This window comes from Streptomyces sp. NPDC059248 (genome assembly GCF_042753905.1).
GTDB lineage: Bacteria > Actinomycetota > Actinomycetes > Streptomycetales > Streptomycetaceae > Streptomyces.
In genome coordinates this window covers 15,652-30,242 of the sequence record NZ_JBHYZV010000085.1, presented here as the reverse complement: position 1 = coordinate 30,242, position 14,591 = coordinate 15,652, and the positions used below count along the sequence as shown (strand labels likewise).

The window sequence follows — 14,591 nt, the reverse complement described above, 5'->3', positions numbered from 1 at the left end:
CGCCATATCCCGGTAAGCGTCCTCATCGACATTCGGCCACCCCACACCCACGATGTCCAACATCGTGTCGACACCCTCGGGAATCGTGTAACCCACGACCCACCAACCCCCGTCAGCCGGTTCGACCTTCACACAAACACCCGAACAGCATGGCACGGCGGCTGGATCCGACCCACGGGGTTTCGGCCGAAGAGTGTCGAGCGGCCCTTCGCACCGCCGGGTCGGGGTTTCTGAGAAGTTCCTTGAAAGTCCGGGTTGTTGAACCCTTGAGCGTCGGTGCTCGTACACCCTCCCGGAGGCCGGACCTTCACGGTCCGGCCCCCGGGACCGTAACCATGACGCGAAGGAGCACCCACCATGACGGGATCGCACGAGCCCCGTACCGTCTGCCGCAGGACCGTTGTCGCCGTGGTCGGCGGAGCCGGTCTGACGATGGCGCTGACGGCGTGCGGCGACGACTCGCCGTCCGGCGAGAAGGGCGGCGGGAGTACGGGCGGGGGCGCCGCGTCGGGCGGGGGCAGCGGCGACGGCGGAACGCCGGGCAACGGCGGGGGCAAGGTCCTGGCCAAGGTGGCCGAGATCCCCGAGGGCGGGGGCAAGGTGATCGGCGATGTGGTGGTCACCCAGCCGGCGAAGGGCGAGTTCAAGGCGTTCTCGGCCAAGTGCACCCATCAGGGGTGTCTGGTGGGGGGCGTGGAGGGGAACGTCATCGTCTGCCCCTGCCACAACAGCCGGTTCGACGCGTCCGACGGCAGTGTGAAGGGCGGCCCGGCCACCGGTCCGCTGCCGTCGGCTTCGATCAGGCAGGAGGGCGACTCGATCGTCCTGGCGTGACCCGCGCCCGGGGGCACGGTCGTCAGGCCGCGCGGTGGCGCCGCCAGCTCTCCAGCACTTCGTCGCAGGTGGTGACGGTGGCGACCAGGGCGAGGGTGTGGCGGATCATCGCGCGGGTGTAGTCGGCCGGTACGCCCGCCACAGCATCCCTCGGCACGACCGCGGTATAGCCGAGATTGACCGCGTCGAAGACGGCGTTGGGGACGGCGACATTGGCCGAGACGCCGGTGATCAGCACCGTACGGCAGCCCAGATGGCGCAGAACCGCGTCGACGCCCGTTCCCGCGAGCGGTGAGAGGCCGTGCAATCGCCGGACGACGAGGTCCTCGGGCGCGGCCTCGACGGGTGGCGCGAGGTCGACGGCCGGGGTGCCGGTGTGCTGCTGGACGGGAAGGGCGGCGACAGCACGGAAGAGCGGGGCGTTACGGTTCGATCCGCGCCCGTCGGGACGGCGTTCGGCCACCGCGTGGATCACCTGGACACCCGTCTCGCGCGCGGCGGCGACCAGCCGGGCGATCCGGTCGAGGGTGCCGGACTCCCGTGCCTCGGCGGCGAGTTCGGGCAGGGCGCTCTCCTCGCCCACGACGCCCCGCTGGCATTCGACGGTCAGCAGGACCGTACCGGCCGGATCGAGCCACCGCGGATCCTTCCGGCCCGCACCGCCGGGTCCCCTACCGGGCCCGCTACCGGGCTCGCCTCCGGGCCCGTCTCCGGAGCCGGTGGCGCTGCGATCGCTGGACGGCATGGCGGCTCCCCCTTGCGCTGCGTCGGCGGACCGCCCATGATTCCTGACACATCGTCAGATCACAAGGGTCGGCGGACCGCGTGGACGGGGCGGCGCATGGCGGAGAGCCGTACGACGGAGGACCGGGGCACCGGCTCCCAGCGGCGGGGGCGACGGATCATGATGACGCCGGAGGAGATCGACGCCTTCCTCGCCGGGCGGCGCACCTGCCGGGTCGCGACCGTCTCACCGGACGGCCGCCCCCACGTCGGTGCCCTCTGGTTCGTCTGGGACGGTACGTCCCTGTGGCTGTACTCGATCGTCCGCAGCCGCCGCGCGGCCGATCTGCGGCGCGATCCGCGGATCGCGGTCCTCGTGGACGCCGGGGAGGAGTACGGGGAGCTGCGAGGTGTGGAGCTGGCGGGGACGGCCGTCCCGGTGGGCGAGTCCCCGCGGACGGGCGAACCGTGCGCGGAACTCCGTGCGCCGGAACAGCTCTTCGCCCGCAAGAACTTCGGCCTGGACGCGATGCCGCACGACGGACGCCACACCTGGCTCCGGCTCACCCCCGACACCATCGTCTCCTGGGACTTCCGCAAACTCACCGACGCGCACTGAGCCGGGCCGCGCCCGGCGCGGCGAGAAACCGAGCGCGGAGCCAGGCAAGGAACCGGGCGTGGAGCACCGCCTACCCGGGACCGCCCGCGGCCGAGCCCGCGGCCACGGCGCTCAGCGCCCGTACGGTCGCCCGGATGGACGGCCGCCGGTCCGCGTCCGTCCGCCACACCGCGTACACATGCCGCATCACCCGCTGGCGTACGGGAACGAGCGCCACGCCCTCCGGTACCGGGCCGCGTCCGAGCCGGGGCGCGACACAGACCCCGAATCCGGCCGCGATCAGCGCGAGCTGGGTGTGGTGCTCACCCGCGAGATGCGGGATCCGGGGCTCGATCCCGCGTGAGCGCAGGGTGAAGGTCAGCCACTCGTGGCAGAACTCGCCCTCGGGCCACGACACCCAGTCGTCGTCCGCGAAGTCCTCCAGATCGACCTCGTCCTTCCCCGCCAGCGGATGCCCGGCGGGCATCCCGATATCGGGCCGGTCGTCGAGCAGACGGGCCTGGGCGAGCCCGCCGGGCACGGGCAGTCGTTTATTGCTCCAGTCGAGGACGACGGCGAGGTCGTAGTCACCGCGGATGACCCCGCTGATGCCGCCTTCGGGCTCCACCTCCCGGGTCCGTACCCGCAGATCGGGATGGCCGGAGCGGAGCGTGGCGAGCATGCCGGGGAAGAGCCCGCGGGCCGCCGTCGGGAACGCGGCGACCTCCACCTCACCGACCACCTGGCCCCGCTGCGCCTCGATGTCGGCCTGCGCCAGTTCGACCTGGGACAGGATACGGGCGGCGTGGTCCGCCAGCAGCCGCCCGGCGTCGGTGAGCCGTACACCGCGCCCGTTCTTGGCGAGGAGCTGCTGGCCCACCTCCCGCTCCAGCTTGGAGAGTTGCTGGGAGACGGCGGAGGTCGTGACGTGCAGCCCGTCCGCCGCGGCGCTGACCGAGCCGTGCCGGGCGAGGGCGTCCAGGGTCCGCAGGCGCTCCAGATTCAACATGTAAGCAATGCTACGGCATTCACCGAAGAAATTCTCACTTGTGCTACGAAGTTCCGAGGGTGACAGTGGACCTCATGACCACCGTCTCCCGGGCGTCCGCCGCCCCGCCCGCGTCCTCCACGGCCACGGCCACCACCCGGCGCTCCCGCTTCGACTGGCGTCTCGGTTTCGCCTTCCTCTCCGTCATCTGGGGCCTCAGTTTTCTGCTGACCAAGGTCGGCATCCAGGGATTCGAGCCGTTCCAGGTCACCTTCGGCCGGCTCCTGTTCGGTACGGCGGTGCTCGCCGTCGCCCTGGCGTTCCGGCGCGAGGGGCTGCCGCGCGGCGGCCGGACCTGGTTCCATCTGACGGTCGCGGCGGTTCTGCTGAACGCCCTGCCGTTCTCCCTCTTCGCGTACTCCCAGGAGACGATCCCCTCGGCCCTGGCCGCGATCTGCAACGCGACATCGCCGCTGTGGGGCATGGTCCTGTCGCTGGTCGCCCTCTCGGAGGACCGGCCCACCCGGCGCAAGGTCGCCGGTCTCGGGATCGGCTTCCTCGGGGTGCTGACGGTGCTGGGCGCCTGGCAGGGCTTCTCCGGGATCGAGCCCACCGGTACCGCGTTCGCGCTGCTGGCGTCGCTGAGCTATCCCATCGGCTGGATCTACATCCGCCGCAACCTGGCCGGGAGCTCCCATTCGAATCTCTCCCTGACCACCGCACAGCTGTCGATAGCGACGGTCCAGCTCGCCGTCGTCACACCGCTGTTCACCACGATCCCGACGTCGTTCCCGATGGTGCCGCTGCTCTCGGTCGCCGCACTCGGCGCGCTGGCCACCGGTCTCGCCATGCTCGTCCAGTACGGCCTGGTCGCCGAGGTCGGCCCGACGACCGCGCAGATGGTCACGTACTTCACGCCGGTCATCGCGACCGTCGCCGGGGTGACGGTGCTCGGCGAGCGGCTGAGCTGGAGCACCCCGGTCGGAGCTCTGATCATCATCGCGGGCGCGGCGCTCAGCCAGTCCCGCCCGAGAACCCCGGCGTCGGCTCCGGCTCCGGCTCCGGCAACCACGGGTGGCGCCGCGGCCGACGCCGGGGATACGGACTCCGACGACCCCGGTACCGGGCGGACGCCCGGCGCGGCGCGACCGGACGCGGCCCCGGCCGCCGCCTGCGCGGTCGCGGCGGGTGGCACCCGGGAGTCGTGACCCGGACACCGGGCGGCGGGGCGGGCGGAGCGGGCGGGGCGGCCCGGTTCAGCCGTAGGTCCGCCGCGCCGGTTCCATCGCCCGGGCGACGGCGTCGGCGAGCGCCTCGGTCTCGTCGTCCGTGAGGCCCGAGACGGTGAGCCGGATGCCCGGCGGTGCCGAGATCCGGGAGCGGGCGCCGGGCGAGGCCGCCCACCCGGAGCCCAGCAGCCGGGCCACGGTCCCCGTCTCGTCCCCGACCGGTACCCACACATTCATCCCGCTCCGGCCGTGGGCCGCGACACCCCGGCGCCCGAGGGCCGTGATCAGCGCGTCGCGGCGCGCGCCGTACGCCGCCGCCACCACGGCCGGGTCGACCGCACCCTCGGCCCAGAGGTGGGCGACGGCGAGTTGGAGCAGCCGGCTGACCCAGCCGGGGCCGACGAACTGCCGTCCCGTGACCCGGTCCACGGTGGTCTCGTCACCGGTGAGGACGGCGGTCCGCAGATCGGGACCGTACGCCTTCGCGGTGGAGCGTACGAGCGCCCAGTGGTCCGTGGTCCCGGCCAGTGGGTGCAGCGGCAGATCCACGATGCCGTGGCCGTGATCGTCCTCGATCAGCAGCGTGCCCGGGTGGCGGGCGAGTACGTCGCGCAGCGCCCGGGCCCGGGCCGCGCTCACCGCGCCGCCCGTCGGGTTCTGCGCCCGGTCGGTGACGACGATCGCCCGCGCGCCGCCGGCCAGCGCCCGGGCCACCGCGTCGGGCAGCGGTCCGTCGTCGTCGACCGCGACGGCGACCGGCCGCAGACCGAGTGCCGGTACGAGATCGAGCAGACTGCCCCACCCCGGGTCCTCGACCGCGACCCGGTCGCCGGGGCGCAGATGCGCGGCGAGGACGCGTTCGACGGCGTCGAGGGAGCCCGAGGTGACCGCGATCGGACCGGGCGGCACCCCGTCGGCGTCCAGGGCGGCCCGCGCCAGCCGGGCGAACTCGGGCTCGACGGTGGGCCCCGAGTAGAGCCCGAGTTCCGGGACGCGCCGCTGGTGGCGGGCCGCCGCCACCAGCGCCTCCTCCAACGGGGGCAGCAGGGCGGGGTCCGGGTTGCCGTGACTCACATCCCGTACGCCGGGGGGCGCGTCGACCCGGATCGCACCGCGCGCCGTACTGACCGGCCTGGAGAGCACCCGGCTCCCCCGCCGTCCCGCCGTTTCGATGATCCCCCGCTCCCGCAGGGTCCGGTAGGCGGCGGCGACGGTGTTCGGATTCACTCCGAGTTCGACGGCCAACTCCCGCATGGGGGGCAGCGGTTGGCCCGGCGCCAGCGCGCCGCTGCCGACGCCGCGTTCCACGCTGGCGGCGATCTCCGATGCGCCCCGCCCGACAATCCGATACTCTCCTAGCACAAACAGCATTATGCACTAGTGCAATGGAGTTGTCATGTCGGATACCCCGGTCGCCCCGTCGGTGCCCCCGACCGCCCCGGCCGCCGCCGGCTCCCCGGAGGCGGCCTTCTACGCCCCCACCGAGCGGACCGTACCCACCCGTATCCGCGAGCGTGCCGCGTACGACCACGAGACCGTCCACGCGATACTCGACGCGGCCTACGTCTGCCACCTGGGCTTCGTCCGCGACGGACGGCCGGTCGTCCTGCCCACCCTCTACGCCCGGGTGGGGCAGCGGCTGTACGTCCACGGCTCGACCGGCTCCCGGCCGCTGCGGATGGCGGGCGCCGAGGACCCGGGTCTGCCCGTCTGTCTGACGGTCACCCATGTCGACGGCCTGGTACTGGCCCGCTCGGCCTTCCACCACTCGATCAACTACCGCTCCGTCGTGGTCCAGGGCATCGCGCAGCCGGTCACCGACCCGGCGGAGAAGGCGGCGGCCCTCGACGCCCTGGTCGACCATGCGGTGCCGGGCCGGTCGGCCGACTCCCGGCCGGCGAACCCCAAGGAGGCGGCGGCGACGGCCGTCCTGCGGCTCGATCTGACCGAGGTGTCGGCGAAGACGCGCTCCGGCGGCCCCAACGACGAGCCGGAGGACGTGGAGTTGCCGTACTGGACGGGCGTCGTACCCGTGCGCCACGGCTACGGCTCACCCGTTCCCGCGGACGATCTGGCGCCCTCGGTGGCGCTGCCCGGCTATCTCGCGCATCTCTGAGAACGGATCCGGCGCCGAGCACGGCACCGACACCGGGACCGAGACCGGCACCGGCACCGGCACCGGCACCCGGCGAAGAGCCCGGCCGCCCCGGCCGGGCCGGCCGGTGCCGGAGCCGGTGTCACACCCCGGAGCGGTCCGCGGGCAGTTCGTCGTCAACACCCAGCGTGACCACGGCCGCACCCCCCGCGGCGAGGGGAGGCGCCCCCGCGTCCTCACTCCGTACGCCCCCGGAGGCGACGGGCCCGGACGGCGCCTTCGGGGCCTGCGACTGGGCGATGAACGCCCCCGTCAGCACCAGCGCCCCGCCCACGATCTGCGGCAGGGAGAGGTGCTCGCGCAGCAGCACCCATGCCAGAACGGTGGCGACGACCGCCTCCAGACAGGCCACCACCCCCGCGACCTGGGGCGACAGCCTGCGCACCGAGACCACACCGGTGACGTACGCGAGAACGGTCGCGATCAGTACGACCCAGCCCAGCAGCAGCCATGCCTCGACCTCGGTCCCGCCCATCAGGACGGTGTCGCCCAGCAGTCCGGCGTCCATGTTCCACGGGCGGGCGATCACGGTCAGTACGGCGGAGCCGACCAGGAGCCCGTAGGCGATCACCCCGAGCGGGTCGGCACGGGTCTCCTCGTCGCCGCTGCCGTGGTCGGAGAGGATGAAGTAGCACGCCTGGCAGCAGGCCGCGCCCAACGCCAGCAGCAGGCCCAGCACATCGAAGCCGAGCCCGGACCAGACCTCGACCACACAGGCCAGACCGGCGACGGCGAGGACCACACCGACGGCGGCGGCACGGGTGACGGGCCGCCGCTGGACGAACCGGATCCAGCCCAGGACCAGCGCCGGGCCGAGATACTCGACCAGGAGCGCGACCCCGACCGGGATCCGGGAGATGGACGCGAAGTAGAACGCCTGCACCCCGGCGACGGCGAGCAGTCCGAAGCCGAGCAGCAGAACGGGCTTGCGGCGCACCAGGTCACGGTGGCGCCAGGCGAGGGGCAACATCACCAGCGCGGCACCGGTCACCCGGAGCCAGACCACGTGCAACGGGTCGAGACCCGCCTCGATGAGCGGCTTGGCCGCCACACCCGAACCGCCGAACGCGACGGCGGAGACCAGGGCGATGCCCAGGCCGCTTTTTCTCCCGGAGATCGCCTGCATCGGCACATCATGACAGCAGGCGTCATGACCGTCGACCCTGTGACGCATGTCGAGACGGTACGGGGCTCCGCCCTCGCCCGAGGGCCCCGCCCGCCGCTCCCCCTCCATATCCCGCGCGCCGCCGCGCCGCGCCGCCCGGCTACCCGTACACCCCCGCCTTCAGGATCCGTCCGCCTCCGCCGGGGCGATCCCGACCCGCCGCAGGACCTCCATCGCCCGGCACCCCGGGTCGGCGGCGAGCGCCGCGAGCAGATCGATCCCGGCGGCGCGGCCGGCGCCGCGCCGCGCGGCGCGTTCCAGCGCGCCCTCCACCGCGTCGGCGGCCGACGGCGACCAGGCACCGGCACCACCTGCGGTCCGCGGCGCGGGCAGCCGGCCGACGGGGACCGCCCCGGAGTCCTCCACCGAGCCCCGCCAGCGCAGGCCGTAACCGATGGCGCGCTGCGCCAGATAGCCCAGGACCCGGGCGACGCGCGGCTCCGGGCCCAGCGCCGCCCGTACGTCGGGGTCGGATTCGAGCAGCGAGTGCAGCAGATGGGCGGTGTCGATCTGCCGGTCCCCGTCCCGCAGGGCCCGGCGCCGCGCACCCGCCACCACCGAGGCCAGCTCGGGGGTCAGACGGGTGTCGATATCGGTACGCGGTACGGCGGTCTGCCGGGGCAGCCGTGGGGCGGAGCTCTGCACAACTCCCACCTCATCAGTCATCGAACGCAAAAGCGTCCCCGTCAGGGCCTATTCGCCCATCCAGCAGAAGTTGGGCGCACCCGGCGCATTTCTCCTCCTTACGGATGAGATCCCCGCGATCCCCTCCCCGGACTCGCGCGCCGCCTTGCCCGCGCGCCCCCTGTGCTTCCTTCCCTCCCTTCGGATGCCTCGGGCAAGCAACCGAGGTCGGTGCGGGCGCGTCACCGGGAACATGTTCTGGTTGGTCGCCCTGTCCGCGGAGGACGGACGGGAGTACGTGTACCGGGTGTACGCGCCGGCGTCGGCGCTGCGCGCGGACGTCTTCTGGGCTGCCTTCCACTGCCATGACGAGGGCCCCCACCCGCGGGCCTCGGACCGCTTCGACGCCGCCGGCATCTGGCGGCACCCCTCCCCCGAACGGCACTGAACGGCGACGGAGGACGGACGGAGGACGCACGGCCGGCCCCGGGTCGGGCGTATTGAATGTTCGAGTCGATACGGCTACGTTCCGCGCACCGTGACCCGAGACGAAGGGGTGGTCGCATGGCCGAAGTCAGCGCCGAGGCCCGGATCGAGGCCCCGGCCGACAGGGTCTGGGCCCGGCTGACGGACTACAGCAGTTACGGCCGGTGGAACGTCACGCACACCGGTTTCCCCGAGGGCGGCCCCGTGTCCCTGGGGGCGGGCGTCACCTATCGGGAGAACATGAAGCTGATGGGCTTTCCGGCCGAGGTGAACTGGACGGTGGCCGAGTTCGAACCGGGCAGACTGCTCGGGGTCCGGGGCCAGGGCCCGATGGGGGTCAGCGTCGGCAACCGCTACACCCTCACACCGGACGGGTCGGCGACCGTCGTGAGGATCGAAGGCGAGTTCACCGGCGCCGCGGTCTCGTTGATGTCCGGGAAGCTCAAGGACTCGGCGACGGCCGCGCTGGAGGAGTCCCTGCGCAAACTGACCGCGTTGGTCGTCTGACGGCCCACGACGGCTCCACCGGCCGAACCGTCCGCCCGGTGGAGCCGTCGCCCGGACGAGCGGCCGGGATCCGGCGCGAACGGCGGCGGGCCCCGCGCTCATCACGCGGGGCCCGCCGCCGCCCCGTGATTGACCACCGACCACCGACCGGCGTTCGGCGTCACGGCCGGACCGTACGGTCCGCGGTCAGTCCTCGTCGGCGAGGATGAGATAGAGCTTCTTGCGGGACTCGTTGATGACGTCGAGGGCCTTCTGGCGCTGCTCGGCGCTGCCGGTCTTCCAGACCTGCCCGAAGGCTTCCATCAGCCCCCAGCCCGCCTGCCGGATCTCGTTGACGGTGTCCCAGTCGACCGCCCGGCCGGCTTCCTCCCACGGGGCGTCCGGCCCCGACTCGGCTTCGGCGCGTCCGGTGTCGGTGAGGGTGAAGAGCTTCTTGCCGCCTTCACTCGCACTGACGATCAGACCCTCGTCCTCCAGCATCTGGAGGGTGGGGTAGACCGAGCCGGGGCTGGGCTTCCACGCCCCGCCGCTGCGCTCACCGATCTCCTGGATCATCTCGTACCCGTGCATCGGCCGGTCCTTCAGCAGGGCCAGGATCGAGGCCCGCACATCACCGCGACGAGCCCTTCCCCGGCCACCGCCCCGGCCGCGACCGCCGCCGAAGGGGCCACCGAAAGGTCCGCCGAAGGGCGGGCCGAACTGCCCGAAAGCACCCCGGCGCCCCTCGAAGCCGCCCCGGCCACGATGTCCGGGTCCGCACTGCCCCCGGCCGTACTCGTCGTCTCCTTGTGGACGCATCTCCGTACTCCTTCCATCGTTGATCCATCACGACACTTCAACGATATATCGGAATGCGTCGCCGAACAAGCTACCGAACACCCTGCTCCCTCGTCTCGCCGAAGCTCGGATCACCGCGGCGCGGGCCCGTAGATCGGCCTGCGTACCCTTGGCCGTGTGCCTCGCCGTTCGAAGAAGCCCCGTCGGCTGGTCGCCGACGGGCGCGTGTACATGTGGACGATGCGCCACAGCCACCGAAGGGACGCCGACGGCCGGTCCGTGGACTGCCGTCAAACCCTGACTCTGTCCCCGCAACCGGTTGGCACCGGCGGCCCGCTGCGCATTGTCTTCGCCGCGGGTCCCGGCCGATACGTCCCGGGCGGCGCCCCCTTCGGCTCCGGCGACGTGGGCTTCAGCCGGGGTGCGGACCTGAACCTGCACGAACCGGGCGCCGTCCGGGCTCTGCTCGACGTGGCGTCGGCCGGTGGGTGGCAGCCGGGGGAGCGGCGGGTGGTGGAGGTCGACGGCTGGTCCCTGCTGGAGCGGGCGGCCGCCGCGCGAGCCGAGGACACCACCCCCGTATCAGGCCAGACGGCCCGGATTGGCCTTGGAGACCCGGCGCTCCCCGCCCGTACCGTCGGCTCATGAAGATTCGTATCGTCGACGCGTTCACGCCCCGCCCCTTCGGGGGCAATCCCGCCGGGGTGGTCCTGTTCCCGGACGCGGACTCCTTCCCCGCCGACGACTGGCTCCAGCGGGTCGCCGCCGAGGTCAATCTCTCCGAGACCGCCTACGCGCACCCGCTGCCCGCCGGGGCGGGGGACGCCGACTGGGCCCTGCGCTGGTTCACGCCCGTCACCGAGGTGGACATGTGCGGGCACGCCACCCTGGCCACCGCGCATGTCCTGAGCGAGTCGGGTCTCGCGTCCGGCACGATCCGGTTCGCCGCCCGCTGCGGCGTCCTCGCCGCCACCGCCCACGACGACGGGACGATCACCCTCGATTTCCCGACGTCCCCGCTCGTCCCCGCCGTGCTGCCCGCCGGGGTGGAGGAGGCGATCGGCGCCCCCGTACTCTCCGTCCACGACACCGGCCCGCACATCGGGGACCTGCTCGTCGAGGTCGCCGACGAGGCGACCGTCCGCACTCTCGCCCCCGACCTGCGGGCCGTCGGCAGGCTCTCCCGGCGCGGCGTCGTCGTCACCGCCGCGGCCGACGACCCCGGCCGCGGCTACGACTTCGTCTCACGCTGCTTCTTCCCGAACGCCGGGATCGACGAGGACCCGGTGACGGGCAGCGCCCACACCGCCCTCGCCCCCTTCTGGTCGGCGCGGCTCGGACGGGACGAACTGACCGGCTTCCAGGGTTCGGCCAGGACCGGGCTGGTCCGTACGACCCTGCGGGGCGAGCGGACCCTGCTGACCGGAAGCGCCGTCACGGTCGTCGACGGCGAACTGCTGGCCACCCCCTGACGCTCGGTCGACGACGGCTCGGCGCCGACCGGGCCCCCGAGCCGAGCCGGCGTCGACCGGACCTCCTCAGGCCGTCGGCAGCCAGTCCACCTTGCCCGCCAGCAGCGCGTAGCCGACGAACGCCACGATGTCGAGGAGCGCGTGGGCGACCACCAGCGGCCCGACCCGGCCCCACCGCCGGTACAGCAGGACGAACACCACGCCCATGACCATATTGCCGATGAACCCGCCGATGCCCTGATAGAGGTGGTACGAGCCGCGCAGCACCGAACTCGCCACCAGCGCGGCCATCGGGGTCCAGCCCAACTGCCCCAGCCGGTGGAGCAGATACCCGACGACGATCACCTCCTCCACCACGGAGTTCTGGATCGCCGACAGGATCAGTACGGGGAACTTCCACCACACCTCGGGAAGCGACTCGGGCACGACGGTCAGATTGAACCCCGCCGCCCGCGCCACCAGGTAGAACGCAAGACCGGCGCTGCCGATCCCGGCGGCGAGCAGCGTCCCCCGCCCCAGATCGGGCCAGGGCCTGCCGCGGTCGAAGCCCATCGACCGCAGGCCCCCGACGCCTTCCCGGGTCAGCAGATGGGCCACCAGCAGTACGGGGACGAGCGCCGTCGCGATCCCGAACAGCTGCCACGCGAGATCCAGCCACGGCCGCCCGGGGGCGTACGAGCCGTTGAGCGTGGCCGCCTGCTCGTTCAGGCCGCCCGGCTTGGTCAGCGACCCGACAAAACTGATCAGTGACGACAGCGCGCTCGCGCCCAGCGAGAGCGCGAGGACCAGCAGCGTCTCGGAGCGCAGCGTCCCCCGGGACAGCCTGCCCTCCCGGAGCCCCGCGCCGGGGCCCTCCGGGGGAAGGGAGCCCGCCACCCGTCCCGCCTCCGTCGCCACCATTGCCTCCCGTCGGCCAAGAACCGCCTGTCCGGGCACATCCCATCACAGGAGGCGGCGGTCGACGCCCGCGGCACCGGCTCCACCGCTTCGGTGCCGGTTCGGTGCCGGTTCGGTGCCGTTGCCCAGGACCGGCTCAGGGCCGGCTGAGGACCGGTTCAGGCGTTCGGGCCGGGAAACCCGACGGGCCAGGTGTGGACCGGCTCGCCGTGATGCATCAGCTCGCGGTAGCGCCGGGTGGTGGCGGCCAGGGCGGCGTCCCGCTCCAGACCCGCGTCCAGCGCCCGGTGGTACGTCTCCGCCTGCCACGAGGCCCCGTTCATCCGGCGCTTGCAGCGCTCCTCGATCACCCCGAGGTAGCGGTCGCGGTCGGCGGGCTCCACATTCCACGCGTCGAGCCCCGCCGCGGCCAGCGGCAGCAGTTCGTCACGGACGAGTTTGGCCACGGGCACCGTGGTGATCCCGCCCGTCCGGCCGGGGCGCGGCCACCGCAGCTCCGCCTCGATGCCGTCGCGGCACGCCGTGTCGAAGTTCTCCGCCGCGGTCTCGAACGGCAGCCGGCTCCACACCGTCCGCTGCTCCTCCGCGAGCGCCCGGACCAGACCGTAGTAGAAGGCCGCGTTGGCGACGACATCGGTGACCGTGGGCCCCGCGGGCAGGACACGGTTCTCCACCCGCAGATGGGGCACACCACCCGCGACCCCGTAGACCGGCCGGTTCCAGCGGTAGACCGTGCCGTTGTGGAGGACCAGCTCGTGCAGCGACGGCACCCCGCCGTCGTCGACGATCCGCAGCGGCTCCTCGTCGTCGTCGCAGATCGGCAGGAGCGCCGGGAAGAACCGCAGATTCTCCTCGAACAGGTCGTACGCCGAGGTGATCCACCGCTCCCCGAACCAGGTACGCGGCCTGACACCCTGTGCCTGGAGCTCCGGCGGACGGGTGTCGGTGGCCTGTAGGAACAGCGGCGGCCGGGACTCGCGCCACAGCTCCTTGCCGAACAGGAACGGGGCGTTGGCACCCACCGCGACCTGCACGGACGCCACCGCCTGAGCCGCGTTCCAGACATCGGCGAACCGGTCCGGGGTGACCTGGAGATGGAGCTGTACGGACGTGCAGGCGGCCTCGGGGGCGATGGACGCCGACGAACAGGTCAGCCGCTCCACACCCTCGATGTCGAGGGCGAAATCCTCACCGCGCGCGGTCACGATCTGCTCGTTGAGCAGGGTGTAGCGATTGTCGTCGGAGAGAATGCCGCTGACCAGATCGTCCTGCTTCAGGGTCGGCAGAATGCCGATCATCATGATTCCCGCGCCGACCTCGTTCGCCTTGCGGTCGGCATATCCGAGACCGGCGCGCAGCTCTTCGGCCAGCTGGTCCAGAACCCGGCCGCCGAGCCGGTGCGGCACGATATTGACCTCGAGGTTGAACATTCCCAGTTCGGTCTGGAAATCATGGCTGGCGATACGCTCCAGCACTTCCGCATTCATCATGCGCGGCTGACCGTCGGCGCCCACAAGATTCAGCTCGATCTCCAGTCCCATCAGATTCCTGGGACGGTCGAACCGTTCCTCGGCCAGCAGTCGCCCGAGCCCCGCCAGGCACTGCTGGAGCTTTCGCCGGTACCGCCGGCGATCGGACAGTTCGAAACCGTCCGGCGCGACCTTGTCCCCCATCGAAGTGTCCTTCCTCGGGTGGCTGCCACACGGTCCCCCGGGCGCGCCGCTTCGGGACGGCTCGGCGGACTCCGGGACGATAATGCCCAGACTGATTGATCCATAACGCGGCTGGGGCGGGGCGGGCCCGCTAATGTGGCATCCGTCACCGAACGGCTCATCCCGAGGGATCGGCGGATGATCGGCGGACGGTCGGCGTACCGGTGCCGCGGGAACGGGGGATGACCGCGCGGGACTCCCTCACGGCATCTGGTGAAAAACACCGACAGGTTTCGGCCTACCGCGCCGGGGGCAAAATAGCTGGCTACCGCCCGGGTTCCGCGGCAAAACGGTACAAGCACTCGGGTACGGAGACCTGAATCCGCCTTGCCCGCATTCACGGAGTGCGCTAGCGGAATCACCGTACGAACACGAGTGTTATAAACTCTGCACACGGGCGGCGAGTTGGCCCGGCGGATTTTTG

General features: G+C 72.3%; 16 protein-coding genes. 8 read left to right on the top strand and 8 right to left on the bottom strand.

Annotated elements, in window-relative coordinates; all coding sequences use genetic code 11:
* Positions 1-357 precede the first annotated feature (357 nt).
* Positions 358-834 (top strand): Rieske (2Fe-2S) protein, encoded by a 477-nt coding sequence (locus ACFXG1_RS28005; protein WP_384710027.1) that lies wholly within the window; start codon positions 358-360, stop codon positions 832-834.
* Positions 835-856: 22 nt separating this feature from the next.
* On the opposite strand, the gene ACFXG1_RS28000 is transcribed toward ACFXG1_RS28005, so the two are convergent.
* Positions 857-1,579, bottom strand: a complete 723-nt coding sequence (locus ACFXG1_RS28000) for a cysteine hydrolase (protein WP_384710024.1) — start codon at positions 1,577-1,579, stop codon at positions 857-859.
* A 96-nt stretch (positions 1,580-1,675) separates the two neighbouring features.
* Between ACFXG1_RS28000 and ACFXG1_RS27995 the strand changes: the two genes are divergently transcribed.
* Positions 1,676-2,176, top strand: coding sequence for a pyridoxamine 5'-phosphate oxidase family protein (locus tag ACFXG1_RS27995; protein ID WP_384745049.1), 501 nt, complete (start codon positions 1,676-1,678; stop codon positions 2,174-2,176).
* 70 nt (positions 2,177-2,246) lie between these two features.
* Here the strand turns inward: ACFXG1_RS27995 and ACFXG1_RS27990 are convergent, their stop codons facing one another.
* On the bottom strand, positions 2,247-3,164 hold the full coding sequence (locus ACFXG1_RS27990) for a LysR family transcriptional regulator (protein ID WP_384718990.1): 918 nt from the start codon (positions 3,162-3,164) through the stop codon (positions 2,247-2,249).
* A 74-nt stretch (positions 3,165-3,238) separates the two neighbouring features.
* Between ACFXG1_RS27990 and ACFXG1_RS27985 the strand changes: the two genes are divergently transcribed.
* Positions 3,239-4,351, top strand: a complete 1,113-nt coding sequence (locus tag ACFXG1_RS27985; RefSeq protein WP_384718992.1) for a DMT family transporter — start codon at positions 3,239-3,241, stop codon at positions 4,349-4,351.
* Positions 4,352-4,399: 48 nt separating this feature from the next.
* On the opposite strand, the gene ACFXG1_RS27980 is transcribed toward ACFXG1_RS27985, so the two are convergent.
* On the bottom strand, positions 4,400-5,734 hold the full coding sequence (locus tag ACFXG1_RS27980) for an aminotransferase class I/II-fold pyridoxal phosphate-dependent enzyme (RefSeq protein ID WP_384745047.1): 1,335 nt from the start codon (positions 5,732-5,734) through the stop codon (positions 4,400-4,402).
* A gap of 34 nt (positions 5,735-5,768) precedes the next feature.
* Here ACFXG1_RS27980 and ACFXG1_RS27975 point away from each other — a divergent pair, with 34 nt between their 5' ends.
* Positions 5,769-6,488 carry a pyridoxamine 5'-phosphate oxidase family protein gene (locus tag ACFXG1_RS27975; protein WP_384745045.1) on the top strand — a complete coding sequence of 240 codons (720 nt, stop codon included), beginning with the start codon at positions 5,769-5,771 and terminating at the stop codon, positions 6,486-6,488.
* A gap of 121 nt (positions 6,489-6,609) precedes the next feature.
* Here the strand turns inward: ACFXG1_RS27975 and ACFXG1_RS27970 are convergent, their stop codons facing one another.
* Together ACFXG1_RS27970 and ACFXG1_RS27965 are read right to left on the bottom strand one after the other, a co-directional pair.
* Positions 6,610-7,653, bottom strand: coding sequence for a DMT family transporter (locus tag ACFXG1_RS27970; protein WP_384719768.1), 1,044 nt, complete (start codon positions 7,651-7,653; stop codon positions 6,610-6,612).
* Between the two features lie 159 nt (positions 7,654-7,812).
* Positions 7,813-8,337 carry a Clp protease N-terminal domain-containing protein gene (locus ACFXG1_RS27965; RefSeq protein ID WP_384745043.1) on the bottom strand — a complete coding sequence of 175 codons (525 nt, stop codon included), beginning with the start codon at positions 8,335-8,337 and terminating at the stop codon, positions 7,813-7,815.
* Between the two features lie 232 nt (positions 8,338-8,569).
* Between ACFXG1_RS27965 and ACFXG1_RS27960 the strand changes: the two genes are divergently transcribed.
* On the top strand, positions 8,570-8,764 hold the full coding sequence (locus ACFXG1_RS27960) for a hypothetical protein (RefSeq protein ID WP_384724257.1): 195 nt from the start codon (positions 8,570-8,572) through the stop codon (positions 8,762-8,764).
* A 116-nt stretch (positions 8,765-8,880) separates the two neighbouring features.
* Entirely contained in the window at positions 8,881-9,309 is a 429-nt protein-coding gene (locus tag ACFXG1_RS27955; protein WP_384724259.1) for an SRPBCC family protein, read from the top strand.
* Between the two features lie 186 nt (positions 9,310-9,495).
* Here the strand turns inward: ACFXG1_RS27955 and ACFXG1_RS27950 are convergent, their stop codons facing one another.
* Positions 9,496-10,107, bottom strand: a complete 612-nt coding sequence (locus ACFXG1_RS27950) for a PadR family transcriptional regulator (RefSeq protein WP_384724085.1) — start codon at positions 10,105-10,107, stop codon at positions 9,496-9,498.
* 156 nt (positions 10,108-10,263) lie between these two features.
* On the opposite strand from ACFXG1_RS27950, the gene ACFXG1_RS27945 reads away from it, so the two are divergent.
* Both ACFXG1_RS27945 and ACFXG1_RS27940 read left to right on the top strand, forming a co-directional pair.
* Positions 10,264-10,734 (top strand): hypothetical protein, encoded by a 471-nt coding sequence (locus tag ACFXG1_RS27945; RefSeq protein WP_384724083.1) that lies wholly within the window; start codon positions 10,264-10,266, stop codon positions 10,732-10,734.
* Positions 10,731-11,558, top strand: a complete 828-nt coding sequence (locus tag ACFXG1_RS27940; RefSeq protein ID WP_384745040.1) for a PhzF family phenazine biosynthesis protein — start codon at positions 10,731-10,733, stop codon at positions 11,556-11,558. The genes ACFXG1_RS27945 and ACFXG1_RS27940 overlap by 4 nt, the downstream gene beginning before the upstream one ends.
* 66 nt (positions 11,559-11,624) lie before the next feature.
* Here the strand turns inward: ACFXG1_RS27940 and ACFXG1_RS27935 are convergent, their stop codons facing one another.
* Both ACFXG1_RS27935 and ACFXG1_RS27930 read right to left on the bottom strand, forming a co-directional pair.
* Positions 11,625-12,458, bottom strand: a complete 834-nt coding sequence (locus tag ACFXG1_RS27935; protein ID WP_384745038.1) for a CPBP family intramembrane glutamic endopeptidase — start codon at positions 12,456-12,458, stop codon at positions 11,625-11,627.
* 155 nt (positions 12,459-12,613) lie between these two features.
* Positions 12,614-14,128 (bottom strand): glutamate--cysteine ligase, encoded by a 1,515-nt coding sequence (locus ACFXG1_RS27930; RefSeq protein WP_384722019.1) that lies wholly within the window; start codon positions 14,126-14,128, stop codon positions 12,614-12,616.
* Positions 14,129-14,591: the final 463 nt, after the last annotated feature.

Coding starts and splice junctions, on each gene's coding strand:
- ACFXG1_RS27950 (WP_384724085.1), bottom strand. CDS start 10,107: ATGCGTCCACAAGGAGACGACGAGTACGGCCGGGGGCAGTGCGGACCC.
- ACFXG1_RS27985 (WP_384718992.1), top strand. CDS start 3,239: ATGACCACCGTCTCCCGGGCGTCCGCCGCCCCGCCCGCGTCCTCCACG.
- ACFXG1_RS27940 (WP_384745040.1), top strand. CDS start 10,731: ATGAAGATTCGTATCGTCGACGCGTTCACGCCCCGCCCCTTCGGGGGC.
- ACFXG1_RS27975 (WP_384745045.1), top strand. CDS start 5,769: ATGTCGGATACCCCGGTCGCCCCGTCGGTGCCCCCGACCGCCCCGGCC.
- ACFXG1_RS28005 (WP_384710027.1), top strand. CDS start 358: ATGACGGGATCGCACGAGCCCCGTACCGTCTGCCGCAGGACCGTTGTC.
- ACFXG1_RS27990 (WP_384718990.1), bottom strand. CDS start 3,164: ATGTTGAATCTGGAGCGCCTGCGGACCCTGGACGCCCTCGCCCGGCAC.
- ACFXG1_RS28000 (WP_384710024.1), bottom strand. CDS start 1,579: ATGCCGTCCAGCGATCGCAGCGCCACCGGCTCCGGAGACGGGCCCGGA.
- ACFXG1_RS27930 (WP_384722019.1), bottom strand. CDS start 14,128: ATGGGGGACAAGGTCGCGCCGGACGGTTTCGAACTGTCCGATCGCCGG.
- ACFXG1_RS27935 (WP_384745038.1), bottom strand. CDS start 12,458: ATGGTGGCGACGGAGGCGGGACGGGTGGCGGGCTCCCTTCCCCCGGAG.
- ACFXG1_RS27960 (WP_384724257.1), top strand. CDS start 8,570: ATGTTCTGGTTGGTCGCCCTGTCCGCGGAGGACGGACGGGAGTACGTG.
- ACFXG1_RS27955 (WP_384724259.1), top strand. CDS start 8,881: ATGGCCGAAGTCAGCGCCGAGGCCCGGATCGAGGCCCCGGCCGACAGG.
- ACFXG1_RS27995 (WP_384745049.1), top strand. CDS start 1,676: ATGGCGGAGAGCCGTACGACGGAGGACCGGGGCACCGGCTCCCAGCGG.
- ACFXG1_RS27970 (WP_384719768.1), bottom strand. CDS start 7,653: ATGCAGGCGATCTCCGGGAGAAAAAGCGGCCTGGGCATCGCCCTGGTC.